The 23,276-nt window shown below is 71.4% G+C and carries 22 protein-coding genes and 1 tRNA gene; 8 read left to right on the plus strand and 15 right to left on the minus strand.

What is annotated here, in order from left to right; translation table 11 throughout:
* The first annotated feature begins 184 nt into the window (after positions 1 to 184).
* Entirely contained in the window at positions 185 to 628 is a 444-nt protein-coding gene (locus IE237_RS30335; protein ID WP_189805322.1) for a hypothetical protein, read from the plus strand.
* A 43-nt stretch (positions 629 to 671) separates the two neighbouring features.
* A complete protein-coding gene (locus tag IE237_RS30340; RefSeq protein ID WP_189805323.1) occupies positions 672 to 1,538 on the plus strand; it encodes a spermidine synthase in 867 nt (288 codons plus the stop codon).
* Positions 1,539 to 1,580: 42 nt separating this feature from the next.
* Here the strand turns inward: IE237_RS30340 and IE237_RS30345 are convergent, their stop codons facing one another.
* Complete coding sequence (locus tag IE237_RS30345; RefSeq protein WP_189805324.1) at positions 1,581 to 2,156, minus strand: hypothetical protein; 576 nt, start codon at positions 2,154 to 2,156, stop codon at positions 1,581 to 1,583.
* Positions 2,157 to 2,243: 87 nt separating this feature from the next.
* Here IE237_RS30345 and IE237_RS30350 point away from each other — a divergent pair, with 87 nt between their 5' ends.
* From IE237_RS30350 to IE237_RS30360, 3 genes are all read left to right on the plus strand, one after another.
* Positions 2,244 to 2,945 (plus strand): response regulator transcription factor, encoded by a 702-nt coding sequence (locus tag IE237_RS30350; RefSeq protein ID WP_189805325.1) that lies wholly within the window; start codon positions 2,244 to 2,246, stop codon positions 2,943 to 2,945.
* Positions 2,942 to 4,315 (plus strand): sensor histidine kinase, encoded by a 1,374-nt coding sequence (locus IE237_RS30355; RefSeq protein WP_189805326.1) that lies wholly within the window; start codon positions 2,942 to 2,944, stop codon positions 4,313 to 4,315. Before IE237_RS30350 ends, IE237_RS30355 begins: the two co-directional genes overlap by 4 nt.
* 164 nt (positions 4,316 to 4,479) lie before the next feature.
* Complete coding sequence (locus IE237_RS30360; RefSeq protein WP_189805327.1) at positions 4,480 to 5,997, plus strand: glycoside hydrolase family 18 protein; 1,518 nt, start codon at positions 4,480 to 4,482, stop codon at positions 5,995 to 5,997.
* Between the two features lie 237 nt (positions 5,998 to 6,234).
* Here the strand turns inward: IE237_RS30360 and IE237_RS30365 are convergent.
* The 6 genes from IE237_RS30365 to IE237_RS30390 form a co-directional block, all read right to left on the minus strand.
* Positions 6,235 to 6,307, minus strand: a tRNA-His gene (locus IE237_RS30365).
* A 116-nt stretch (positions 6,308 to 6,423) separates the two neighbouring features.
* A complete protein-coding gene (gene orn / locus IE237_RS30370; RefSeq protein ID WP_189805328.1) occupies positions 6,424 to 7,026 on the minus strand; it encodes an oligoribonuclease in 603 nt (200 codons plus the stop codon).
* A 66-nt stretch (positions 7,027 to 7,092) separates the two neighbouring features.
* Positions 7,093 to 8,028: a hypothetical protein gene (locus IE237_RS30375; protein ID WP_189805329.1), complete on the minus strand. Its 936-nt coding sequence runs from the start codon at positions 8,026 to 8,028 to the stop codon at positions 7,093 to 7,095.
* 110 nt (positions 8,029 to 8,138) lie between these two features.
* Complete coding sequence (locus IE237_RS30380; protein WP_189805330.1) at positions 8,139 to 8,558, minus strand: peptidase inhibitor family I36 protein; 420 nt, start codon at positions 8,556 to 8,558, stop codon at positions 8,139 to 8,141.
* A 254-nt stretch (positions 8,559 to 8,812) separates the two neighbouring features.
* Positions 8,813 to 9,973, minus strand: a complete 1,161-nt coding sequence (locus tag IE237_RS30385; protein ID WP_189805331.1) for a helix-turn-helix domain-containing protein — start codon at positions 9,971 to 9,973, stop codon at positions 8,813 to 8,815.
* Positions 9,974 to 10,394: 421 nt separating this feature from the next.
* Positions 10,395 to 10,748, minus strand: coding sequence for a hypothetical protein (locus IE237_RS30390; protein ID WP_189805352.1), 354 nt, complete (start codon positions 10,746 to 10,748; stop codon positions 10,395 to 10,397).
* A gap of 342 nt (positions 10,749 to 11,090) precedes the next feature.
* Between IE237_RS30390 and IE237_RS30395 the strand changes: the two genes are divergently transcribed.
* Both IE237_RS30395 and IE237_RS30400 read left to right on the plus strand, forming a co-directional pair.
* Positions 11,091 to 11,612, plus strand: coding sequence for a universal stress protein (locus tag IE237_RS30395; protein ID WP_015033782.1), 522 nt, complete (start codon positions 11,091 to 11,093; stop codon positions 11,610 to 11,612).
* Positions 11,613 to 11,787: 175 nt separating this feature from the next.
* Positions 11,788 to 12,357 (plus strand): GPR1/FUN34/YaaH family transporter, encoded by a 570-nt coding sequence (locus IE237_RS30400; protein WP_189805332.1) that lies wholly within the window; start codon positions 11,788 to 11,790, stop codon positions 12,355 to 12,357.
* Positions 12,358 to 12,561: 204 nt separating this feature from the next.
* Here the strand turns inward: IE237_RS30400 and glmS are convergent, their stop codons facing one another.
* Positions 12,562 to 14,379: a glutamine--fructose-6-phosphate transaminase (isomerizing) gene (glmS, locus tag IE237_RS30405; RefSeq protein WP_189805333.1), complete on the minus strand. Its 1,818-nt coding sequence runs from the start codon at positions 14,377 to 14,379 to the stop codon at positions 12,562 to 12,564.
* A gap of 58 nt (positions 14,380 to 14,437) precedes the next feature.
* Positions 14,438 to 14,713, minus strand: coding sequence for a hypothetical protein (locus IE237_RS30410; RefSeq protein WP_030210307.1), 276 nt, complete (start codon positions 14,711 to 14,713; stop codon positions 14,438 to 14,440).
* Positions 14,714 to 14,906: 193 nt separating this feature from the next.
* Between IE237_RS30410 and IE237_RS30415 the strand changes: the two genes are divergently transcribed.
* Positions 14,907 to 16,532 carry a beta-N-acetylhexosaminidase gene (locus IE237_RS30415; RefSeq protein WP_189805334.1) on the plus strand — a complete coding sequence of 542 codons (1,626 nt, stop codon included), beginning with the start codon at positions 14,907 to 14,909 and terminating at the stop codon, positions 16,530 to 16,532.
* Between the two features lie 65 nt (positions 16,533 to 16,597).
* Here IE237_RS30415 and IE237_RS30420 read toward each other — a convergent pair whose 3' ends face one another.
* From IE237_RS30420 to IE237_RS30445, 6 genes are all read right to left on the minus strand, one after another.
* A complete protein-coding gene (locus IE237_RS30420; protein ID WP_189805335.1) occupies positions 16,598 to 18,367 on the minus strand; it encodes an IucA/IucC family protein in 1,770 nt (589 codons plus the stop codon).
* The gene (locus IE237_RS30425) at positions 18,364 to 18,894 is read right to left on the minus strand and encodes a GNAT family N-acetyltransferase (protein WP_189805336.1); all 531 of its coding nucleotides are present in this window, start codon (positions 18,892 to 18,894) and stop codon (positions 18,364 to 18,366) included. Before IE237_RS30425 ends, IE237_RS30420 begins: the two co-directional genes overlap by 4 nt.
* Positions 18,891 to 20,174: a lysine N(6)-hydroxylase/L-ornithine N(5)-oxygenase family protein gene (locus IE237_RS30430; RefSeq protein ID WP_189805337.1), complete on the minus strand. Its 1,284-nt coding sequence runs from the start codon at positions 20,172 to 20,174 to the stop codon at positions 18,891 to 18,893. The genes IE237_RS30425 and IE237_RS30430 overlap by 4 nt, the downstream gene beginning before the upstream one ends.
* The gene (locus IE237_RS30435; RefSeq protein ID WP_189805338.1) at positions 20,161 to 21,600 is read right to left on the minus strand and encodes a pyridoxal phosphate-dependent decarboxylase family protein; all 1,440 of its coding nucleotides are present in this window, start codon (positions 21,598 to 21,600) and stop codon (positions 20,161 to 20,163) included. Before IE237_RS30435 ends, IE237_RS30430 begins: the two co-directional genes overlap by 14 nt.
* Before the next feature lie 148 nt (positions 21,601 to 21,748).
* Positions 21,749 to 22,600 (minus strand): siderophore-interacting protein, encoded by an 852-nt coding sequence (locus tag IE237_RS30440; RefSeq protein ID WP_189805339.1) that lies wholly within the window; start codon positions 22,598 to 22,600, stop codon positions 21,749 to 21,751.
* A gap of 99 nt (positions 22,601 to 22,699) precedes the next feature.
* The coding region (locus IE237_RS30445) for an acyl-CoA dehydrogenase family protein (RefSeq protein WP_268253764.1) at positions 22,700 to 23,276 on the minus strand (577 nt) is incomplete at its 5' end.

The following is a 23,276-nucleotide window of genomic DNA, read 5'->3' on the forward strand; positions in this document are numbered from 1 at the left end:
TGAACGTACCTGCTGTGACCGGATGCCTACGCTGAGTTTGGCTACAAATCGGATATCTCGCCTGCGATCTGCCATGAACTGCCATCCTTTGCGGCGGCATCCCGCCGTAGCCGTTGACGCGCACGGGCGTTGAACCGTAAGGGAGAGACGGAACGTGTCTCCTCAGGAGCGAGGAGGGGTCCCCATGTCGGAGATCGGTTCGCAGTCGGCCACGCGGCACGCATCCACCCCGGACACCGACGGGTCCAGGCCCACCGCCGGACCCTGGGACCTGGTGACCGTCCCGGTCCGCCAGGGCCTGGAGGCCGTCGACATCCTGCGCCGCGCCGCCGCCCCCGCCGTCGGCCCCGTCGTCCACGACGGCACCTGCGACACCCTCGGCTTCCTGGTGCCGCCGGGCACCGCCGCCGCCTGGGACATGCCGGGCAGCGCCTGTACGCGGACCTCGGGGCGCGGCCTGCGCCTCCCCGAGCTGCCGGAGCTCCCCGAACCGGCGGGTGACGCGCCCCGCCCGGCCGGCTGGCTGCTGCCCCCGGGCGACACCGACCGCGTCACCGACCCCGCCGTCCTGCGCGAGGCGCTCGGCGAGGCCGCCCGGCTCATCGAGGCGGCCGACGGCTGCCACTGAGGCCGTCGGGCGGGTCCGCCGCGTATGCACCGATAATGGGCCCGTGGCCAGGAACAAACAGCGGGACCGGGCGGCGACGGCCGTCCCCGTCGTCGAGACCGTCGACGGCGGGCTCGCCGAACTCATACCCGACCGGGAACGCCCGCGCGGCTGGACGCTGCTCATCGACGGCGCCCCGCAGTCGCACGTCGACCTCGACGACCCCGCCCGCCTCACCTTCGAGTACCAGCGGCGCCTCGGTCACATCGCCGACCTCGCCGCCCCGCCGAACCGGCCGCTCCAGGTCGTGCACCTCGGCGGCGGCGCCTTCACCCTCGCCCGGTACGTCGCCGCGACCCGGCCCCGCTCCACCCAGCAGATCGTGGAGCTCGACGGGCCCCTGGTCCAGCTCGTCCGCCGGGAACTGCCCCTCGACGCGGGGGCCCGCATCCGGGTCCGCTCCACCGACGCCCGCGCCGGCCTCGCCAAGGTCCAGGACGGCTGGGCCGACCTCGTCATCGCCGACGTGTTCAGCGGGGCCCGCACCCCGGCCCATCTGACCAGCACCGAGTTCCTCGCCGAGGTGCGGCGGGTGCTGCGGCCCGGCGGCTTCTACGCGGCGAACCTCGCGGACGGCCCGCCCCTGACCCATCTGCGCGGCCAGATCGCCACCGCGGCCGCCGTCTTCCCCGAGCTGGCGCTCACCGCCGACCCGACGGTCCTGCGCGGCCGCCGCTTCGGCAACGCGGTGCTGCTCGCCTCGGACCGTGAGCTGCCGGTGGCCGAACTGACCCGCCGGGTCGCCACCGACCCGCACCCGGGGCGCGTGGAGCACGGCCGGGTGCTCGCCGACTTCGCCGGGGGAGCGTCGCCGGTCACCGACGAGAGCGCCAAGCCCTCACCCGTACCGCCGGCGTCCGTCTTCCGCTGACAGACCCCAGGGCCTGTCCGGCGGATCAGGGTCGGACACCCCCTAGGCCTGCCGGTCCTCGATCTCCACGCGGGGCGCGCTGTCGTGCCACAGGCAGAAGACCGACAGTTCGCGGCCGTCCTTGGTGAAGGTGACCCGGATCCAGGTCGTCTGCTTCCACACCTGCATCTGCCAGCCGGACGCGGGCGTCGCCGAGACCAGTTCGGCCGAGGTCTCGCCCAGGTCGAAGGTGACCCGGCCGCCGTCCACGGTGTAGCTCTTCACGCCCGAGCCGAAGTCCGGGCCCGAGGGCGGGGCGGTGGGCGCCTCGGTCGTGGGGTCCGGGCGCCGCGAGGGCGTCGCGGACGGGGTGGCCGGCGGCGTACGGACCTCGCTCGGCGTGGACTTCGGGGTGGCCGGCGCCGTGGGCGCGGTGCTCTCGGGCCGCCGGGTGGAGGAGGTCTGCGGATCGCCGCCGGTCGTGACCGGCACCTCGGCGGGCCCGGCCGGGAGGGGCAGCGCGCGCGGCGGGTCGTACACGGTGCCGGACAGCACCGTGTGCACTCCCCACCAGGACAGGGTGACCGCCGCCCCGGTGGCGAGCGACCAGGCCAGGGCGTGAACGAGTCCTCTTCGCACCGGGACATAGTGCACCACGGGGCGAACGGCCGTACCGGAGGGTGGACCTTGCCCGGTGCGTCACCCGAATGGCGTACGGTGCGCCCCATGGCAAGTGTGCTCGTGGTCGAGGACGACCAGTTCGTGCGCTCCGCCCTCATCCGGCAGCTGACCGAGGCCTCCCACACCGTACGGAGCGTCGGCACGGCTCTGGAGGCGTTGCGCGAGGTCGCCCATTTCCGTTTCGACGTCGTGATCCTGGACCTCGGTCTGCCCGATCTCGACGGGTCCGAGGCGCTCAAGATGCTGCGCGGGATCACCGACGTCCCGGTGATCATCGCGACCGCCCGGGACGACGAGGCCGAGATCGTACGGCTGCTGCACGCCGGGGCCGACGACTACCTCGTGAAGCCCTTCTCGGTCGACCACCTGACGGCCCGGATGGCCGCCGTCCTGCGCCGCTCCCGCGCCGGCGCGGGCGAGGTGCCGCCCTCCCAGGTCATCCGGGTCGGCGGGCTCACCGTCGATCCGCTGCGCCGTCAGGCGGAGCTCGACGGGGCACCGTTGGACCTGACCCGGCGCGAGTTCGACCTGCTGGCCTTCCTCGCCGGCCGGCCGGGTGTCGTCGTCCCGCGCAAGGAGCTGCTCGCGGAGGTCTGGCAGCAGTCGTACGGGGACGACCAGACCATCGACGTACATTTGTCATGGCTGCGGCGGAAATTGGGTGAAACGGCCGCCCGGCCCCGCTACCTGCACACCCTGCGCGGGGTGGGCGTGAAGCTGGAGCCGCCCCGGGAGCCGCAGCCGTGAGATGGGCGCTCGTCAAGGTGTCGCTGGCCGTCACCGTCATGGTCGTCTTCGCCTTCGCCGTCCCCCTCGGGCTCGTCGTCAAGGAGATGGCCCGCGACCGGGCGTTCTCCAACGCCGAACGGCGTGCCGCCGGGCTCGCGCCCGTCCTCGCGATCACCACCGACCGCGACGAACTCGACAAGGCCGTCGCCACCACCGAGGACGGCGCCGCCGGACGCCTCGCCATCCACGTCCCCGCCGCCGAACCCGGCGGGACCGCGCTGGAGATCGGCACCCGGCGGGCCGACCCGGCGGAGCTCGCCGCGACCCGCACCCTCGGCCGCGCCTCCATCGCCGAGGTGCCCGGCGGCTTCGCCCTGCTCCAGCCCACCGCGCTCAGCAACGCCCAGGTCGCCGTCGTCGAACTCTTCGTCCCCGAGGGCGAGGTCAGCAACGGCGTCGCCACCGCCTGGCTCGTCCTCGCCGGCGTCGGCATCGCCCTGATCGTCGGCTCCGTCGCCGTCGCCGACCGCCTCGGCGTCCGCATGGTCCAGCCCGCCCAGCGGCTCGCGGGCGCCGCCCACGACCTCGGCGAGGGGAAGCTCGGCGCCCGCGTCCCCGAGGAGGGGCCGCCCGAACTCAAGTCGGCCGCCGTCGCCTTCAACTCGATGGCCGACCAGGTCGTGCAGCTCCTCGCCAACGAGCGCGAGCTGGCCGCCGACCTCTCCCACCGGCTCCGCACCCCGCTGACCGTCCTCCGGCTCAACGCGGCCTCGCTCGGCTCCGGCCCCGCCGCCGAGCAGACCCGCGCCGCCGTCGAACAGCTGGAGCGCGAGGTCGACATCATCATCCGCACGGCCCGCGAAGCGAAGCCGCAGACCCAGGCGACCGGGCCCGGCGCCGGCTGCGACGCCGCCGAAGTGGTCCGCGAGCGCATGGAGTTCTGGTCGGCGCTCGCCGAGGACGAGGGCCGCCGGGTGCGGGTCGCGGGCGTCGAGCGCCCGGTCCGCATCCCCGTCGCCCGCCCCGAACTCGTCGCCGCCCTCGACGCCCTGCTCGGCAACGTCTTCCGCCACACCCCCGAGGGCACGGCCTTCTCCATCGACGTCCACAACGGCGACGACGCCGTCATCGTCCTCGTCTCCGACGCGGGCGCCGGCATCGCCGACCCCGCCGCCGCGCTCGCGCGGGGCGCGGGCAGCGGACGCGACGGCTCCACCGGCCTCGGCCTCGACATCGTCCGCCGCATGGCCGAGTCGACGGGCGGCGACGTCCGCATCGGCCACTCGGTCCTCGGCGGCACCGAGGTGCGGATCTGGATCAGCCTCGACGGGCGCGGAACCGGTGCGGGCGGGAGCGGGGGCCGGCGCGGCCGCCGCCGCAAGGCGTGACGCCCCGCTTCCCGGCGCCCAACCTTTCGTGGTCCCGATGCCTTCCTTAAGCGGAGCCTAAGGATCCCGACAGGGTTCCCCGGCACGGCATTTGTCCGCTTCCCGGTCGCTAGCGTGCTGCCGCACCCCACTCCTCACCCCCGGCACGCAGAGGCAGGCACGCGATGGTCAGCAGTTCGCACCGGCGCAGGACGAGCACCCGGACCAAGGTCGTCGGAGCGGTCGTCGCGGCGGCCGTCGTCGGCGGCGGGGCCTTCGTGCTCACCGGCACCGCCCAGGCCGCCGCCGTCGGCGCCGCCTACACCCGGACCAGCTCCTGGACCGGCGGCTACACCGGCCAGTACGTCGTCACCAACGAGACGACCGCCGCCCAGTCCGACTGGACCCTGGAGTTCGACCTCCCGGCCGGCACCGCCATCGGCTCCCTCTGGAACGGCGAGTACACCGTCTCCGGCGGCCACGTCACCGTGAAGCCCGCGAGCTGGAACAGGCAGCTGGCACCGGGCGCCTCGGTCACCGTCGGCTTCGTCACCTCCGCCGCGGGTCAGGCCGGCGACCCCGCCAACTGCCGCATCAACAAGGCCGCCTGCTCCGCCGGCGGCACCGCCCCCACCCCCAGCGGCCGCCCCACCGGGCAGCCCACCGCGACGGCCTCCCCGAAGCCGACGGCCACGGCGACGACCTCCCCGAAGCCGACCGCCACCGCCACGGCCACCGCCACGGCGACCGCGACCGCGAGCCCGAAGCCCACCCCGACCCCCACCGCGACCGCGACGGGCGCTCCGGCCACGGCCGCCAAGTACGCCCCGTACGTCGACACCTCGCTCTACCCGGCGTACGACCTGCTCGCCACCGCCGACGCCACCGGCGTGAAGGAGTTCAACCTCGCCTTCGTCACCTCCGGCGGCTCCTGCGCCCCGCTGTGGGGCGGCGTCACCGACCTGGCGAACGACAAGGTCGCGGCCCAGATCGGCGCCCTGCGCGCCAAGGGCGGTGACGTCCGGGTCTCCTTCGGCGGCGCCGCCGGTCACGAACTGGCCCTGAACTGCTCGACCTCCTCGGCGCTCGCCGCCGCGTACGGCAAGGTCGTCGACCAGTACAAGCTCACCAAGGTCGACTTCGACATCGAGGGCGCGGCCCTCCCGGACACCGCCGCCAACACGCGTCGCGCGCAGGCGATCGCCCAGCTGCAGAAGTCCCACCCGGGCCTGAACGTCTCCTTCACCCTGCCGGTCATGCCCGAGGGCCTCACCCAGCCCGGCGTGGACCTGCTCGCCGACGCGAAGAGGAACGGGGTCCGCGTCGACGCCGTCAACATCATGGCGATGGACTACGGGCCGGCGTACAGCGCCGACATGGGCACGTACGCGATCCAGGCCGCCACCGCGACCCAGGCCCAGATCAAGGGCGTCCTCGGCCTCTCCGACGCCGCCGCCTGGAAGGCCGTCGCCGTCACCCCGATGATCGGCGTCAACGACGTCAGCAGCGAGGTCTTCAAGGTCGACGACGCCACCCAGCTCGTCGACTTCGCGAAGTCCAAGGGCATCGGCTGGCTCTCGATGTGGTCCTCGACCCGTGACAAGCAGTGCGCGGCCGGCGCCGTGACCTACGCCGACCCCACGTGCTCCTCGATCCTCCAGCAGCCGCTGGCCTTCACGAAGGCCTTCGGCGCCTACCGATAAGCCACCGCGCCCCCCACACCGCGCGCCCCGGCCGGCTTCCACCCCCACCACCGGCCGGGGCGCGCCCTCCTGTCTCCCGCGCGGACGCGCGGGAGACCTTCCGCTTCTCCGCGCCGTCGCTCACCGCCTCGCCCGTACGAGTGACGGAGCACACATCCCGGGAGCGCTCCCAGGGTGTCGATGGCGGCAGGAACGACTCAGGCCCCGGTTCTTTCGAACCGGGGCCTGAGCCTTCAGGGTGAGTAACGGGACTCGAACCCGCGACATCCTGGACCACAACCAGGTGCTCTACCAGCTGAGCTATACCCACCATGACCGGCGGTTTTCCCGAAGGTTTCCCCGACCGGCCGAGAAGAAGTCTACAGGGTTCCGAGGGGTGCTCGCGCACGCATTGTTCGGCGGGCGCGAGCGGGCCCGTTCGTACGGCTATTCGGCGGGGACGACGTGCCGGGCCGCGATCCGCTTCGCGGTGTCCGAGTCGGGTCCGGGCTGCGGGACGAAGATCGCCTCGCGGTAGTAGCGCAGCTCGGCGATGGACTCGCGGATGTCGGCGAGGGCCCGGTGGTTGCCGTTCTTCTCCGGACTGTTGAAATACGCCCTCGGGTACCAGCGGCGGGCCAGCTCCTTGACCGAGGAGACATCGACGATCCGGTAGTGCAGGTGGCCCTCCAGGGCGGGCATGTCGCGGGCGAGGAAGCCGCGGTCCGTGGAGACCGAGTTCCCGCACAGCGGCGCCTTGCCGGGCTCCTTGACGTGCTCGCGGATGTACGCGAGGACCTGGGCCTCCGCGTCGGCGAGCGTGGTGCCGTCGGCGAGCGCGTCCAGCAGCCCCGAGGCCGTGTGCATCTGGCGCACGATCTCGGGCATGGTCTCCAGGGCGGCGTCCGGCGGACGGATCACGATGTCCACTCCGTCGCCGAGCACGTTCAGTTCCGAGTCGGTGACCAGTGCGGCCACCTCGATGAGTGCGTCGTCCGTCAGCGAGAGCCCGGTCATCTCGCAGTCGATCCACACCATGCGATCGTTCATGCGTCCTACCCTAAGACGTGATCAGCGTCTCGCCCCAGAGGGCGAGCCGCACCACGGCTCCCGGCCTCAGCCGCCCAGGACCTCGGCGGCGGTCCTCAGCTGCCCCTCGATGTCCTTCTTCACCTGGTCGAGCTCCTCGGCGTGCGCCTCGATCGCCTGCTTCTGGTAGGCGACGTCGACCGCGTACCAGACGCCCGCGACATTGTTCTTGATCTTGCACCGGGCATCCACGGTGGCGACGTTCCGCTCCTCCGCGGAGGCCGTCCCGCCGACCCACTTCTTGTCGTCGGAGGCCTCGATCGGGCTCTTGTAGTGGTATCCGCTCTGCGCCATGCACCGCGACCACTGGGCGAAGACGGCCAGCACCCGCCCGTCCTGGAGCGACTTTCCGAAGCTGTCGAGATTCACGTCATTGGCGACCTGGGCGTCCCCGTAATCGCCCAGCTTCCGCCGCGCCTCGCCGATGCAGCCGCCCTCGGGAACCTTCTGGCCGTCGAGGTCCTGGCCGCCCTTTCCGCTCTTCTGGGAGAGGTCGGCGGTGCCGGTGAGGATCATGCGCTCATTCGCGCTGATCTTCCGGACCTGCTCCTTCGTCGCTTTCGCTCCGGCGTCGGAGGCCGGGTTCCGGGGCGTTCTGTACCCGTGGACGGCGGTCTTCGCGGGATCCAGCTTTCCGTATCGGTACTGGGAGATGGTCTGGCCGGAGGGGTCCGCCGCGAGCAGGGGGTCGCCGTACTCGAAACCGAAGCGCTTCATGCATTGCGTGCGCAAGGCGTATTCGGCCTTCCCGAGCCTGTTCCACTGCGCCTCGGAGAGCAGATAGGCCTCCACGGGGACGGGGTCGGTCACCGCCGTGGTGATTTTCGGGACATCGGCCGTGGCGGGAATTCCCGGCTCCCCCTTCGTCCCGCCGGCGGAAGGGCTGCCGCAGCCGGCGAGCAGGACTGCCGCGAGCGAGACCGGAAGGGCGGCGGTGAGGGTGCGGGGGAGGGAGCTTCCCATGGGGGCGTGGTTCCTTCGAGGTGGTGATCCGGAGCAAGGGGACGCGGGAGGGGCGCTCCGCCGGTGCACACCGGCCGGAGTGCCCCTCTTCAGCCGTGGCGGCGGGGTGATCAGCCCGTTCCGTAGTCGATGAACTTGCCGGAGGCGTTGTTGTTCTTCATCGTCGAGTTGAGATTTCCCTTTCCGTCCGCCGGGATGGTCTGGTAGGCGTAATTGCCGTTGTAGTTCGAGTTGTAGTAGACCCGAATACGGCTCAGTCTGTCCCAGTTGTCCACGGAGGCGGCATTGTTCTTGACCACGACCCCGTTCCCGTTGCTGCCGGCGAGGCTGGTCTCGAAGTAGCGGCCGGAGTAGTCCGGGGTGTCGTACTCCTGCTTGTACATGGCCCCCTTGTAGTCGGAGTTGTAGTACAGGCAGGCATGGAAGTCGGCACACCCGATGACGGCGTTCGCCGGGGCCGCGAGAGCGAGGGACGATCCGACGACGGCCAGAGCGAGGCCTCCGGATACGAAGAGACGCCTGACGTTCATCACATTTCCTTTCGACGCATGACGATCGGGAAAGTAGCAGGCGTCATGTCGGAAAAAGTGACGCATCATCACCACTGTCGGGCGCACTCCGCAAGGTGATCATTTCAATACCGCGCCGAGGGTTGTATTCCGGTCCGGCGGGTAGGAACCGAGGTTCCGGAGGGATGCGTTCCCCGGACGCCGAAGGGCCCCCGGGGGAGGTGTCCCCGAGGGCCCTTCGGTCCTGCGTCGCGCCGCTTGTGGCGGCGGCGGTCCTACGGCGCGCTGCGCTGGCCCGGCAGGGCCGGGCGTCCCGGCGCGTACGCGTCCGACTGCGGCTTGCCCGGCTCCAGCGGCCTGCGGAGTCCCGCCGGGCCCTGGGACGGCACCGCCGCCTCCAGCACCGCGGTGCCCGTCTCGCCCTGCGGCCGCCGGGCGCGGTACGCCGCGCGGTAGGCGGCCGGCGAGGAGCCGAGCTGCCGCCGGAAGTGGCCGCGCAGCGCCACCGGGGAGCGGAAGCCGCACCGGCCCGCGACCTCGTCGACCGAGTAGTCGGAGGTCTCGAGCAGCCGCTGCGCCTGCAGCACCCGCTGGGTGATCAGCCACTGGAGCGGGGCGGAGCCCGTCAGCGAGCGGAACCGGCGGTCGAAGGTCCGCCGTGACATGTAGGCGCGCGCGGCGAGCGTCTCCACGTCGAACTGCTCGTGGAGGTGCTCCAGCGCCCAGGCGACGACCTCGGCCAGCGGGTCGGCGCCGATCTCCTCAGGTAAAGACCTGTCGAGGTAGCGCTCCTGACCGCCGCTGCGCCGCGGCGGGACGACCAGCCGGCGCGCAAGGGCGCCCGCGGCCTCCGTGCCGTGGTCGGTCCGCACGATGTGCAGACACAGATCGATTCCGGCCGCGGTGCCGGCGGAGGTCAGCACGTCCCCGTCGTCGACGAAGAGCTCCCGCGGATCCACGTGGACCGACGGATAGCGCTTGGCGAGCGTCGGCGCGTACATCCAGTGCGTGGTCGCCGGGCGGCCGTCGAGCAGTCCGGCCGCGGCCAGGACGAACGCCCCGGTGCACAGCCCGACGATCCTGGCCCCCTCCTCGTGCGCGCGGCGCAGCGCTTCGAGCGCCTCCGGCGGCGGCGGCGAGGTGATCGACCGCCAGGCCGGGACGACGACGGTGCCCGCCCGGCTGATGGCCTCCAGGCCGTACGGCGCGGTGAGTTCGAGCCCACCGGTGGTCCGCAGCGGGCCCTCCTCGCCGGCGCAGACGAGCAGCCGGTAGCGGGGCACTCCGGCGTCCTGCCGGTCGATGCCGAACACGGAGAGCGGGATGGAGCTCTCGAAGATGGGGCCGCCGCTGAACAGCAGCACCGCGACGACTTCGCGACGGCGGCGCCCGGACAGCTTCCGTGCGACCTCCGGTGCGGCGGAGTCCTGGCTCATGACGCTAAGCCCCCCTCGGTGTTCGCGTCTCCCTGGTCGTGTCGCTCCTGCACGTTTCCCCTCGGTTTTGCACGAGACCCCAGTCTTCGGTACCCATGATCGAATCTACTGTGTCCCGTGGCGCCGGCGTGACAAGTTCTCCATCCGGTGGATTGTCGACAAGGCAACTTGGCGTGAAGCGATCGATCGCCGCGTCGTGCCTCCGACGGCCGCCCGGGGGAGGCGCGGTACGGCGAACGCCCCCGTACGCGGGGGGTGCGGGCCCTTGATACGGGGCTTCCGCGGCCTTCGGTGCCGGGGTTGGCCAACCGTTCCGCCAAGGACTCGCCGGCGGCTGGAAGTTGGCTGAAAACATATGGGGTCGGGTGTGCGAACCTGTCAACTCGAAGAGGGTCGGGGCAGGATTCCGGCCCCCCGGAGGCTAGCTCCGGCGCCGGGGCCGGACCGTCTCCGCGCGTAGCCCGCGCTCCGAGCGGCTCAGCAGCAGCCGGCAGGCGGCGGTCACCGACACGAGACCGAGCGCGGTCCCGGCGGCCCCGCCGAGCGAGGCGCCGTAGACGACGAGGATCACGGGGACCAGGACGCAGCAGAAGACCGCCCAGCGGACGACGTCACCGGCCTGGCCCGCCGCTCCCTGCCCTGCCGCCGTCCCCGGCTCCGTCCCCGGCTCCGGGGCCGGGGGGAGGGCGGGTGCCCGGCGGCGGCCGCGGGGCGCGCCGAGCGCGGGGGAGGGGGCTGCGGAGGTCTGGCCGGCGGCGGTCGATGGTGCGGGCACGGGCGGTCTCCCTGCGACGGTGGGCTGGACCTGTGGCAACGAGGAGCGGAACGTTCCGGTCACTCTCGGCGACGTCCGTTTGGCCCCCGTACGGACGCCTGTAGGGCACATCCGGCATTGCCAGATCCCGAACCCCTCGTGCATGCTCCCTGGGACGCCGCGCGCGAGCGGCGGGCACGCCAGGAGTGGCACAGCGGGCACTGGGCAGGAGAGGAGTGTCGCCGTACCCTTGGGGGTATGGGCTTGGGAAGATGATTCCCGGACACAGCTCCGCCGCCACCCGTCGTTCGTCCCCTCCTTTCCCCGTCCCTTCCCACGAGGACCCTCTTCGCCGAGACACCGATGGCCGGTCACGAATTCCCCGAACCCGCGGACCGCAAGCGCGTCGCCGATTCCACGGTCGACCCCCTCGCGGTGGAACAGCCACGTCATGCCTGCGACCCGGCCTTCCGGCACGGGGTGGTCGTCGGCTTCGACGGCTCCACGTCCAGTGAGCGTGCCCTCGCGTACGCGATCGGCATGGCCCGCCGCTCCGGATCGGGCCTGATCATCGTGCATGTGGCCAACCGGCTGCCCACCACGGTGTGGGCCGGCTGTGAGCCCCCGGTCTTCGTCGACGTGCCGGACCACCGCACCGAGGTCCTCGGTCTGGAGCTGGCCTGCGCCGAGCACCTCTCCGAGGTGCCGTGGATCCTCGTCGAGCGCGGCGGCGACATCTGCCACGAGCTGGAGGAGGTCGGCCGGGAGTACTCGGCCGACGCGATCGTGGTCGGCTCCACCCACGGGATCGTCGGCCGGATCTTCGGCTCGGTCGCCGGACGCCTCGCGCGCCGCGCCCAGCGGCCCGTCATCGTCATCCCGTAAGGCGCGGACGGGCCCCTTCCGTCCCGTACGGCCCGTCAGGTCGCTTCCTCAACTGCCGTCATCCGGCCATAAATTCGGCCTTCCTCAGGTGAATTGTGCGCTTGTGAAGGGTACATAAAGGTCACGGAACTCAGCAGCTCACGCAGGACAACTGCACACCTGAAGGGAGCCCGCCGTGAACAACGAAGTCGCCGCGGGAAACACCACCTCCACGCTCGGCCACCTGGCACTCGGACTGACCCTGCTGGCCTTCGGCCTGGGCGGAACCGGTGTCATCGACAACGTCGCGGCAGGGGATGCCGCGGGCCTCGCCACCTGGGTCGGCGGCGTGACCCTCTTCCTCGTCGGACTGCTCGCCCTGCGCGCGGGCGACAAGGGCGAAGGCACGGCGTACGCGGCGCTCGGCGCCTTCTGGTTCACCTGGGGCACCGGCGCCGGCGGCGCCGACGCCTCGGCCGACGCCATGGGGCTCTTCCTGCTCCTGTGGGCGCTCCTCGCGCTCACGCTGACCATGGCGGCCGCCGGCAGCGGACTCTTCGGACAGGGCGTGTACGGGCTGCTGTTCGTCGCGCTGCTGCTGCTCGGCATCGGCGCCCTCGCCGACAACGGCGGCCTCGGGAAGGCGGGCGGCTGGGTCGCCGCCGTCGCGGGTCTGGTCGCCTGGTACGGCGCCACGGCCGCGGTCGCCGGCTGGCCGACGGCCCTGCGCCGCGCGGCGGGCGGCAGCGCCCCGGCCGCGGGGTGACCCACCCGCCCGACGAGTGAGCCGAAGGGGCGCGCCCGCGCCCCGGAGGCGAACCGAGCGCGAAAAAGCGGTCCCCGTGCACGGGAGGTGTGTGCACGGGGACCGCTGGGTGTCCGGCCGAGGCTCCGGGGGACAGGCCCGGAGGGGCGCGGCGTCCGGGGGACAGGCCCGGGCGCCGCGCCTCGGCCGCGACGGCTGGGGGGCCTACTCGACGGTGACGGACTTCGCCAGGTTGCGCGGCTTGTCGATGTCACGGCCCATGGCGAGCGCCGTGTGGTAGGCGAGGAGCTGGAGCGGGATGCCCATCAGGATCGGGTCCAGCTCGTCCTCGTTCTTCGGGACGACGATGGTGTGGTCGGCCTTCGCCTGCGGCTGGTGCGCGACCGCGAGGATGCGGCCGCTGCGGGCCTTGATCTCCTCCAGGGCGGCGCGGTTCTTCTCCAGCAGGTCGTCGTCGGGGACGATCGCGACGGTCGGCAGGGCCGGCTCGATGAGGGCGAGCGGGCCGTGCTTCAGCTCGGAGGCCGGGTACGCCTCGGCGTGGATGTAGGAGATCTCCTTCAGCTTGAGGGAGGCCTCCAGGGCGACGGGGTAGCCGCGCACACGGCCGATGAACATCATCGACTGGGCGCCGGCGTACTCCGCGGCGATCTTCTTGATCTCGTCCTCGGTCTTGAGGATCTCCTCGATCTGCGAGGGCAGCTTGCGCAGGCCCTCGATGATCCGCTTGCCGTCGGTGACGGAGAGGTCGCGGATGCGGCCCAGGTGCAGGGCGAGCAGCGCGAAGGCGGTGACCGTGTTGGTGAAGCACTTGGTGGAGACGACGCAGACCTCGGGGCCGGCGTGGACGTACACGCCGCCGTCGGCCTCGCGGGCGATGGCGGAGCCGACGACGTTGACGACGCCGAGGACGCGGGCGCCCTTCCGCTTGAGCTCCTGGACGGCGGCGAGCACGTCGTAGGTCTCACCGGACTGGGAGACGGCGATGTAGAGGGTGTCGGGGTCCACGACCGGGTTGCGGTAGCGGAACTCCGAGGCCGGCTCGGCGTCGGCGGGGATGCGGGCCATGGACTCGATGAGCCCGGCGCCGATGAGACCGGCGTGGTACGAGGTGCCGCAGCCGAGGATCTTGATGCGGCGGATGGTGCGGGCCTCGCGCGGGTCCAGGTTCAGGCCGCCCAGGTGCACGGTGGAGAAGCGGTCGTCGATCCGGCCGCGCAGCACGCGGTCGACCGCGTCGGGCTGCTCGGAGATCTCCTTGTGCATGAACGTGTCGTGGCCGCCCATGTCGTAGGAGGCGGCCTCCCACTCGACGGTCTCGGGGGTGGCCGTGGTGGAGGCGCCCGAGGTGGTGTAGGTGCGGAAGTCGTCGGCCTTGAGGGTGGCCATCTCGCCGTCGTCGAGGGTGACGACCTGGCGGGTGTGGGCGATCAGGGCGGCGACGTCGGAGGCGACGAGCATCTCCTTCTCGCCGATGCCGAGGATGACCGGGGAGCCGTTGCGGGCCACCACGATGCGGTCGTTGAAGTCGGCGTGCATCACGGCGATGCCGTAGGTGCCCTCGATGACCTTGAGCGCCTCGCGGACCTTCTCCTCGAGGGTCTCGGCCTGGGAGCGGGCGATGAGGTGGGTGATGACCTCGGTGTCCGTCTCGGAGGCGAAGACGACGCCGTCGGCCTCCAGCTTGGCGCGGAGCTCCTGGGCGTTGTCCACGATGCCGTTGTGGACGACCGCGACCTTGTTCTCGGGGTCGAGGTGCGGGTGAGAGTTGATGTCGCTGGGGGCGCCGTGGGTGGCCCAGCGGGTGTGGGCGATGCCGGTGGTGCCGGTGAAGCGCTTGGGGACCTTGGCCTCCAGGTCGCGGACGCGGCCCTTGGCCTTCACCATCTTCAGGCCGGCGGCCTTCGGGCTGGTGATGACCATGCCGGCCGAGTCGTAGCCGCGGTACTCGAGGCGGGCCAGGCCCTCCAGGAGCAGCGGGGCGACGTCACGCTTACCGATGTAACCGACAATTCCGCACATAAAGGTGAAACCCCTCCAGGTTGGTGGATGTACTCGGACGCCCTCGGGCGTACGGCGCTCAGCCGTAGACGATGCGGCGCAGCTGCCGGAGCGAGAGCTCCGGTGGCGCCACCGCCCGGTGAGGCAGTTCCGCCGCGATCCGTTCGAAGATCTCGGCGTTCACGGCGCCGCCGGACTGCAGTTCCCGGTGGCGGCGGCGGACGAACTCCTCGGTCGTCTCGTCGAAGTACGCCAGCACGTCGAGCACCACCCGGGCGGCCTCACCGCGCTGGAGCGCGGTGCTGCGGACCAGGTGGTCGATGAGATCGTCGTGCGACGGGCGGCGTTCGAGCACCCGTGAATACTGAGGGGTCACCCGCGCCCTTTGCAAGAATCCTGCCCGATTTCGGGCAGAGAGGCCCTGTTCCACGGGCGGGGTCACCTCCTTGGTCCAGACCTTGACCCCGAGTAGGGCGAGCGGTACGCATGGTGGCCGAGGGGATATACAGACATGTGGACGTGTCGATCACCCGAAGGGGAGCCCGCCTGTGAGACAGCGCCGAACGATCCCGCGCCTGATCGGATCCCTGCTCCTGTTCGCGACCGCCGGCGTCGGCTGCGGCGAGGCCGCGGCCGACGCCAAGGCACCCGGCAGGGCGGCCGCCGAGCCCGAGGTCCGCCCGCTCGGCCGGATCGTGCCCGTACCCGCCTCCGTCACCCCGGAGGGCGAGCCCTTCGCCCTCACCGCCGCCACCCGCATCGGCGTCGACGAGACCTCCGTCGAGTCCCAGGCCATCGGCCGCTACCTCGCCGGACTCCTCCGCCCCGCCACCGGCTTCCCGCTGCCCGTCGTCGACGACAGCGCCGCCGGCCGCGGCATCCGGCTCCGCCTCGACCCCGACGAGACCGGCCTCGGCGACGAGGGCTACCGGCTCAGCTCCGGACCCGCGGGCGTCACCCTCACCGCCCGCGAGCCCGCAGGCCTCTTCCGCGGCGTCCAGACCCTGCGCCAGCAGCTCCCGTCCGCCGTCGAGCGCAAGAGCGTCCAGCCGGGCCCCTGGAAGATCGCCGGCGGCACCGTCGTCGACACCCCGCGCTACGCCTACCGGGGCGCCATGCTCGACGTCGCCCGCCACTTCTTCACCGTCGACGAGGTGAAGCGGTACATCGACCAGCTCGCCCTCTACAAGGTGAACACCCTCCACCTGCACCTCTCCGACGACCAGGGCTGGCGCATCGCCATCGACTCCTGGCCCCGCCTCACCACCTACGGCGGCTCCACCGAGGTCGGCGGCGGCCCCGGCGGCTTCTACACCAAGGCGCAGTACCGGGAGATCGTGGAGTACGCCGCCTCCCGCTACCAGGAGGTGGTCCCCGAGATCGACATGCCCGGCCACACCAACGCCGCGCTCGCCTCCTACGCCGACCTCACCTGCGACGGCGTCGCCCCGCCCCTCTACACCGGCACCAAGGTCGGCTTCAGCTCCCTGTGCGTGCCCAAGCCCGTCACGTACGACTTCGTCGACGACGTCGTCCGGGAGATCGCCGCCCTCACTCCCGGCCGCTACCTCCACATCGGCGGCGACGAGGCCCACTCCACCAGCCACGCCGACTACGTGGCCTTCATGGACAAGGTGCAGCCGGTCGTCGCCAAGTACGGCAAGACCGTCGTCGGCTGGCACCAGCTGACCGGCGCCACCCCGGCGAAGGGCGCCCTCGTCCAGTACTGGGGCCTCGACCGCACCCCCGCCGCCGAGAAGGAGCGGGTCGCCGCGGCCGCGCAGAACGGCACCGGGCTGATCCTCTCGCCCGCCGACCGGACCTACCTCGACATGAAGTACACGAAGGACACCCCGCTCGGCCTCGCCTGGGCCGGCTACGTCGAGGTCCGCAGGTCGTACGACTGGAATCCGGCGACCTACCTCCCCGGGGCCCCGGAGAGCGCCGTCAAGGGCGTCGAGGCGCCGCTGTGGACCGAGACCCTCGCCTCCACCGGGGACCTCGACGTCATGGCCTTCCCGCGCCTCCCCGGCGTCGCCGAGCTGGGCTGGTCCACGGCGGCGAGCCACGACTGGGAGACGTACAAGGTGCGGCTCGCCGAGCAGGCGCCGCGCTTCGACGCGCTGGGCATCCCCTACTACCGCTCGCCGGAGGTCCCCTGGCCGGCGGAGTAGGGGCATGACGACGGGCCCCGGCGGAGGACCGTACTCCGCCGGGGCCCGTGTCGGTCCCGGAAACGTCAGGCGAACCGCGCGATCGGGTTCACCAGGTCGCCGACGAGCTGGAGGGCCGCCGACGGGTCCGCCAGGTCGACCATCTGCCTGTTGTTGCGGAGCTGCAGGCGGTTGAGGGCCGACAGGGCGAAGGTCTCCGCGAACATGTCGTACTGCGCGAAGCGGTCCGCCAGCTCCGGCTTCGCCTCCTGGTAGCCGCGCACGCACTCCGCGACCGTCCGCCAGAAGCCGTCCTCGTCGAGGACGCCCTCCGCCGCCAGGGTCGCGCCCAGGAAGCGGAAGAAGCAGTCGAAGACGTCCGTGAAGACCGAGAGGAGCTTCATGTCCTCCGGGACCTCGGCGCGGACGCGCTCCACCGCCGGCGGGAGGACCGCCGCCGGGTCCATGACGCAGATCTCCTCGGCGATGTCCTTGAAGATCGCCCGGTCGACCGCGCCCCGCTCGTCGAGGACGAGGATCACGTTCTCGCCGTGCGGCATGAAGACCAGGTCGTAGGCGTAGAAGCAGTGCAGGACCGGGAGGAGGTAGGCGTCCAGGTACTGGCGGAGCCACACCCTCGGCTCCAGACCCGACTCCTTGATCAGCGCACCCGCGAAGGACGCGCCCGCGTGGTCCAGGTGGAGCAGCGAGGCCATCGTCGCCAGACGCTCGCCCTCGGCGAGCGAGGGCACCGGGGACTCGCGCCAGAGCGCGGCCAGCATCTTGCGGTAGGGGGAGTAGCGGTCGGTGGCGGCCTCGTACTCCAGATGGCGGTAACCGACCGCCGCGCGCTCGCGGATGATCGAGAAGCGCGCCGCCTTGAGCGTGGAGTCCGAGTCGATCAGACCGTGCAGCCAGTCGTTGATCGCCGGGGTGGCCTCCATGTACGCGGCCGACAGGCCCCGCATGAAGCCCATGTTGAGGACGGACAGCGCCGTCTTCACGTAGTGCTTGGCCGGGTCCGAGGTGTTGAAGAAGGTACGGATCGACTGCTGCGCCAGATAGGCGTCGTCGCCCTCGCCCAGGTACACCAGGCGCTCCTGGGCGACCTCGGCGGCGAAGGTGACGGACAGCTTGTTCCACCACTGCCAGGGGTGCGCCGGCATGAGGAGGTAGTCGGCGAGGTCGAGACCGCGCTCGGCGAGGGTGGCGGCGAAGCCGTCGACCGTCGCGTCGCCGAGCTCGGCGCGGACGAAGGCCTCGTAGTCGAGGTCGGCGCCGGCGGTGAAGGTGGTGCGGTCGCGGTGCGCGGCCAGCCAGATCAGCCGGATCTCCGCGGCGGCCTCGGGGGCGTACGCCCGGTACTCGTCGACGCCGAAGCCGAGCCGGCCGTTGTTGGCGACGAAGCAGGGGTGGCCCTCGGTCATCCCGGTCTCGATCGCCTGGAAGCCGGCGTGGGCCAGCTCGGCGGAGGTGACGGGCGGCTTGGTCGCCTTGTAGGCCGTGCCGGCCAGGGTGGAGGAGATCTCCTCCAGGTAGACCGGGAGGATCTCGTCGCTCAGGCCGAGGGAGCCGCGCAGCTCGGTGATGAACTGGAGCGCGTCGAGCGGGAGCTGCTCGTCGCCGCGGTGGCGGCTGATCGACTCGGGGTAGACCTGCCAGTGGTCGAGCGCGAAGCGGTCGGCGGTGAAGCGGTACTCGGTGCCGCCGTCGTCGCTGAGGACCTGGTAGCGGCTCTCGCCCAGCTCCTTCGGGTCGAGCAGCCGCTCGTGGGCGAACTCGGCGATGCCCTTGCGGATCAGCGCGCGGTTGGCGGCGGCCCAGCGCTCGGGGGTGAGGTGTGCGACGGGGTTCATATCGTGGCTCCGACGGCGGTCTCGAACTGCGCGCGGGTGCAGAAGCTCAGCAGGGCCTTCTTCTCCGGCTTCTGGATCTCGCGCTCGGGCACGAAGCCGACGGCCTCGTTGAGCGCGTGCACGGCCTTGTTGTCGACGTCGGGCTCGACGACCACGCGGGCGGTCGCCGGGTCGGCGAACAGCTCGGCCATCACGGCGGTGATCACCTTGCGGGTGAAGCCGTGCACGGGGGTGTCGGTCGGGGCGACGAGGAAGTGCATGCCGACGTCACCCGGCTGCGGATCGTAGAGCCCGACCAGCTCCAGGTGGGCCGGGTCGTAGCGCTCCATGAGGATCGCGGGGACCTCGTCGACCAGGCCGATGAAGGCCTCGTGGTGCGGGTGGGCGGCGAAGGCCGTGTACTCGCGCACGACGTCCTCCAGGCTCGCGTCCTGCATCATCCAGAAGGCGGCCTTGGGGTGGGTGACCCAGGAGTGGAGCAGCTCCGCGTCCTTGAGGGGGTCGAGCGGGCGGAAGCGGACGGTCATACGGCGAACTCCTGGAAGGCGATGGTCTTCTCGACGGGGTAGTACTCGGAACCCAGCATCGCCCCGATGATGTACGCGTTGCGATACGCCCCCATGCCGAGGTCGGGCGAGGTGATGGAGTGCGTGTGCACGGCCGAGTTCTGCAGGAAGATCCCGCGGCCGGTCGTGTCGATCGCGTAGTTGCGGGCCACGTCGAAGCGGCCCTGGCCGTCCCAGCACAGCCGGTCGCGGACCGGCTCCAGGAAGGCGGGGACGGCGTACTTGTACCCGGTGGCGAGGATCAGGCCCTCGGTCTCCAGGGTGAAGTCCTTCTCCTGCTCCTCCTGGCGGAAGCCGAGGGTGTACGTGCCGGTCGTGTCGTCGTACGCGGCGGCGTGCAGGGCGGAGTTGGTGAGGAGCCGGGTCGGCACGGGGCCGTCGAGGTTCTTCTGGTAGAGCAGGTCGAAGATGGCGTCGATCAGCTCGCCGTCGATGCCCTTGAAGAGGCCCTTCTGCTGGGTCTCCAGGCGGGAGCGGGTCTGCTCGGGCAGCGCGTGGAAGTAGTCCACGTACTCCGGGGAGGTCATCTCCAGGGTGAGCTTGGTGTACTCCAGCGGGAAGAAGCGCGGGGAGCGGGTCACCCAGTTCAGCCGGTAGCCGTGGACGTCGATCTCGCTCAGGAGGTCGTGGTAGATCTCGGCGGCGCTCTGGCCGCTGCCGACCAGGGTGATCGACTTCTTCTTCTGCAGCTCCTCCTTGTTCGGGAGGTAGCGCGAGTTGTGGATCAGGTCGCCGCCGAGGCCCTGGCAGGTCTCGGGGACGTACGGCGGGGTGCCGGTGCCGAGGACGATCCGGCGCGCCCGGAACGTCTCTCCGGCCTCGGTGGAGACCACGTACACCTCGGCGGCCTCGTCGAAGGTCACCGAGGCGACCGTGGTCGAGAAGCGGATGGAGGAGAGGCGCGCGGCCGCCCAGCGGCAGTAGTCGTTGTACTCCGTCCGCAGCGGGTAGAAGTTCTCGCGGATGTAGAACGAGTACAGCCGGCCCTTGTCCTTCAGGTAGTTGAGGAAGGAGTACGGCGAGGTCGGGTCGGCCATCGCGACCAGGTCCGACATGAACGGGGTCTGGAGGTGGGCGCCCTCGAGGAACATTCCCGAGTGCCACTCGAAGTCCGGCTTGGACTCCAGGAAGAGGCCGTTCAGCTCGTCGATCGGCTCCGTCAGGCAGGCGAGTCCGAGGTTGAACGGACCGAGTCCGATGCCGATGAAGTCGTGGATCTCGGTCGTCTCAGGCGTGGACAAGGGTCTCTCCCAGGTACTGCTCGGCGTGGCCGGCTATCAGATCGAGGACGGCGGCGATGTCGGCCGCGGTGGTCTCGGGGTTGAGCAGGGTGAACTTGAGGTACTGGCGGCCGTCGACCTTGGTACCGGCGACGACGGCCTCGCCCGAGGCGAACAGCGCCTTGCGGGCATGCAGGTTGGCCCGGTCGATCTCCTCCGGAGAGGCGGCGGCGGCCGGGATGTAGCGGTAGACGAGGGTGGAGAGCTGCGGCTCGACCACCACGTCGTAGCGCGGGTCGCCGGCGAGCAGCGCGAAGCCCTCGGCGGCCAGGTCGCAGACCTCGTCGAAGAGCTGTCCGACACCGTCGGCGCCCATCACGCGCAGGGTCATCCAGAGCTTGAGCGCGTCGAAGCGGCGGGTCGTCTGGAGGGACTTGTCGACCTGGTTGGGGATCCGCTCGGCGACCGTCCGGGCCGGGTTGAGGTAGTCGGCGTGGTAGGTCGCGTGGCGCAGGGTCGCCCCGTCGCGGACCAGGATCGCCGAGGAACTCACCGGCTGGAAGAAGGACTTGTGGAAGTCGACGGTGACCGAGTCGGCCCGCTCGATGCCGTCCAGGAGGTGGCGGCGGGTCGGCGAGGCGAGCAGCCCGCAGCCGTACGCGGCGTCCACGTGCATCCAGGCGCCGTACTCCTCGGCCAGGGCGGCGATCTCCGGCAGCGGGTCGATGGACCCGAAGTCGGTGGTGCCGGCGGTGGCGACGATCGCCATCGGGACCAGGCCCTCGGCGCGGCAGGCCTCCAGCTGGGCGGCGAGGACGACGGACTGCATCCGCTTGTTCCGGTCGACCGGGATGGAGACGACGGCGTCCCGGCCGAGGCCGAGGAGCTGCGCCGACTTCTGGACGCTGAAGTGGCTGCACTCGGACGAGAAGATCCGCAGCTTCGACAGGTCGTCCGTCTTGGCCTCCTCGCGGGCGAGGAGCAGGGACTGGAGGTTGGACTGCGAACCGCCGCTGGTGAACACGCCGTCGGCGGACGGGCCGAAGCCGATGCGGCCGTTGGTCCAGTCGATGAGCTTGCGCTCGATGAGGGTGCCGCCCGCGCTCTGGTCCCAGGTGTCCAGGGAGGAGTTGACCGCCGAGAGGACGGCCTCGCCGAGGACGGCGGGGATGACCACCGGGCAGTTGAGGTGCCCGAGGTAGCGGGGGTGGTGGAAGTAGACGGCGTCCCGGAGGTAGACGCTCTCCAGCTCGTCGAGGGCGGCGGAGGAGTCGCCGAGCGGGCGGTCGAGGTCGACGGCGTCGATCACGGGAGCCAGTTCGGCGGGCGTGACACCGGTGAACGGACCTCGCGTCGCGGCGAGTCGGCTCGCCACCCGCTCGACTCCTTCGGTGACGGAGCGCCGATAGCTCTCCGCCGTCGCGTCATTGAGCAGGTGCGAGCGCATGTGGGGGGCCTCCGGACAGCAGGAAGGGGCGAAGGGGTGATGCGTAAGTGAGGTTAGCCTAACCTAACTTTCACTCGCAATGTCCCTCGCCCCCCGCGAAGCGCTTCGGCCGGGGCGCAGTTGACGCCGTATCGGCCTCTCGGCCGGGTTACGCCTCTTCCTGGGTCTCGTCCGGGACCTCGCGCAGGGCGTCCTCGGACAGGCCCTTGCGCCAGTAGCCGACGAACGTGACCCGGCGGCGGTCGAGCCCCCGCTCCCGCACGAAGTGGCGGCGCAGCGCCTTCACGGCCCCCGACTCGCCCGCGATCCAGACGTACGGGGCCCGGCCGGGCGGCTCGACGCCGGACACCGCGTCCACGGCGGACGGCGCGCCCTCCTCCCGTACGAGCCAGGTGACCGTGGCGTCCGCCTCGGTCGCGAGCTCCATCCGGTCGCCGGAGTACGGCACTTCCAGGAACACCTGGGCGCGGGTCTCGGCCGGGAGCCACTCCAGGATCGCGGAGGCGGCGGGGAGGGCCGTCTCATCGGCCCAGATCAGCACGGAGTCGGCGTCCTCGGGAAGCTGGAAGCGGACGCCCGTGTTCGCGGCGACCGCCGGGCCCAGGACCACCACACGGTCGCCGGCCTCGGCGCGGCCGGCCCAGCGGCAGGCGGGCCCCCCGTCCTCGTGGAGGGCGAAGTCGATGTCCACCTCGTTCACCGGCTCGGTGCGCTGCTCGCGGACGGTGTAGGAGCGCATCACGGCCCGCTCGTCGTCGGGCATCGCGCGCCAGGCGCCGAGGATCGCGTACATGTCCGGGTTGTCCAACGGCGGCAGGACCGGCGCCTCCTGGCCGGGGTGCGGCAGGAAGAGGGAGAGCGACTGGTCGCGGCCCCCCGCGGCGAAGTTCTTGAGGTCGTCCCCGGTGAAGGTGATCCGGACCAGGGACGGGCCGAGTCGCCGTGTCCGGTCGACCTGGAGGGAGAAGAACTGGAAGGGGGCGGTCTCGGCTTGCGTCATGAGAATGTAGGTTAGCCTAACCTCATAAAAGTCTGTAGGGGCAGGGGAGAGCCCGCCGCCCCGAGGGGACGACGGGCTCGTCGCGCGGAAGGGGGAGGCTCAGGCCGGAAGGCCCAACTCCCTTGCGATCAGCATCCGCTGGACCTCGCTGGTGCCCTCGCCGATCTCCAGGATCTTCGAGTCGCGCCACATCCGGGCCACCGGGTACTCGTTCATGAAGCCGTAGCCGCCGTGGATCTGGGTCGCCTCACGGGCGTTGTCCACCGCCACCGTGGAGGAGTACAGCTTCGCGATCGCCGCCTCCTTCTTGAACGGCTCGCCGAGCACGAGCCGCGAGGCCGCGTCCCGCCAGCCGATCCGGGCCATGTGCGCCCGCGTCTCCATGTCGGCGATCTTGAACTGGATGGCCTGGTTGTCGGCGATCGGCCGCCCGAAGGCCTGCCGCTCGTGCGCGTACTTCACCGACTCGTCGACACAGCCCTGCGCGAGGCCCGTCGCGAGCGCCGCGATCGCGACCCGGCCCTCGTCCAGGATCCGCAGGAACTGCGCGTACCCGCGGCCCTCTTCGCCGAGGAGGTTCTCCACCGGGACGCGGACGTCGTCGAAGGACAGCTCACGGGTGTCGGAGGCGTTCCAGCCGACCTTGGAGTAGGGGGCGGCGACGGTGAAGCCCGGG

The sequence above is a fragment of the Streptomyces tanashiensis genome, from assembly GCF_014648895.1.
GTDB classification, from domain to species: Bacteria; Actinomycetota; Actinomycetes; order Streptomycetales; family Streptomycetaceae; genus Streptomyces; species Streptomyces tanashiensis.

What these genes read in the sequence shown, in the direction of transcription:
- IE237_RS30335 (WP_189805322.1), top strand. Translation starts at nt 185, where the DNA reads ATGTCGGAGATCGGTTCGCAGTCGGCCACGCGGCACGCATCCACCCCG.
- IE237_RS30350 (WP_189805325.1), top strand. Translation starts at nt 2,244, where the DNA reads ATGGCAAGTGTGCTCGTGGTCGAGGACGACCAGTTCGTGCGCTCCGCC.
- IE237_RS30360 (WP_189805327.1), top strand. Translation starts at nt 4,480, where the DNA reads ATGGTCAGCAGTTCGCACCGGCGCAGGACGAGCACCCGGACCAAGGTC.
- orn (WP_189805328.1), bottom strand. Translation starts at nt 7,026, where the DNA reads ATGAACGATCGCATGGTGTGGATCGACTGCGAGATGACCGGGCTCTCG.
- IE237_RS30375 (WP_189805329.1), bottom strand. Translation starts at nt 8,028, where the DNA reads ATGGGAAGCTCCCTCCCCCGCACCCTCACCGCCGCCCTTCCGGTCTCG.
- IE237_RS30380 (WP_189805330.1), bottom strand. Translation starts at nt 8,558, where the DNA reads ATGAACGTCAGGCGTCTCTTCGTATCCGGAGGCCTCGCTCTGGCCGTC.
- IE237_RS30385 (WP_189805331.1), bottom strand. Translation starts at nt 9,973, where the DNA reads ATGAGCCAGGACTCCGCCGCACCGGAGGTCGCACGGAAGCTGTCCGGG.
- IE237_RS30395 (WP_015033782.1), top strand. Translation starts at nt 11,091, where the DNA reads ATGGCCGGTCACGAATTCCCCGAACCCGCGGACCGCAAGCGCGTCGCC.
- glmS (WP_189805333.1), bottom strand. Translation starts at nt 14,379, where the DNA reads ATGTGCGGAATTGTCGGTTACATCGGTAAGCGTGACGTCGCCCCGCTG.
- IE237_RS30420 (WP_189805335.1), bottom strand. Translation starts at nt 18,367, where the DNA reads ATGAACCCCGTCGCACACCTCACCCCCGAGCGCTGGGCCGCCGCCAAC.
- IE237_RS30425 (WP_189805336.1), bottom strand. Translation starts at nt 18,894, where the DNA reads ATGACCGTCCGCTTCCGCCCGCTCGACCCCCTCAAGGACGCGGAGCTG.
- IE237_RS30435 (WP_189805338.1), bottom strand. Translation starts at nt 21,600, where the DNA reads ATGCGCTCGCACCTGCTCAATGACGCGACGGCGGAGAGCTATCGGCGC.
- IE237_RS30440 (WP_189805339.1), bottom strand. Translation starts at nt 22,600, where the DNA reads ATGACGCAAGCCGAGACCGCCCCCTTCCAGTTCTTCTCCCTCCAGGTC.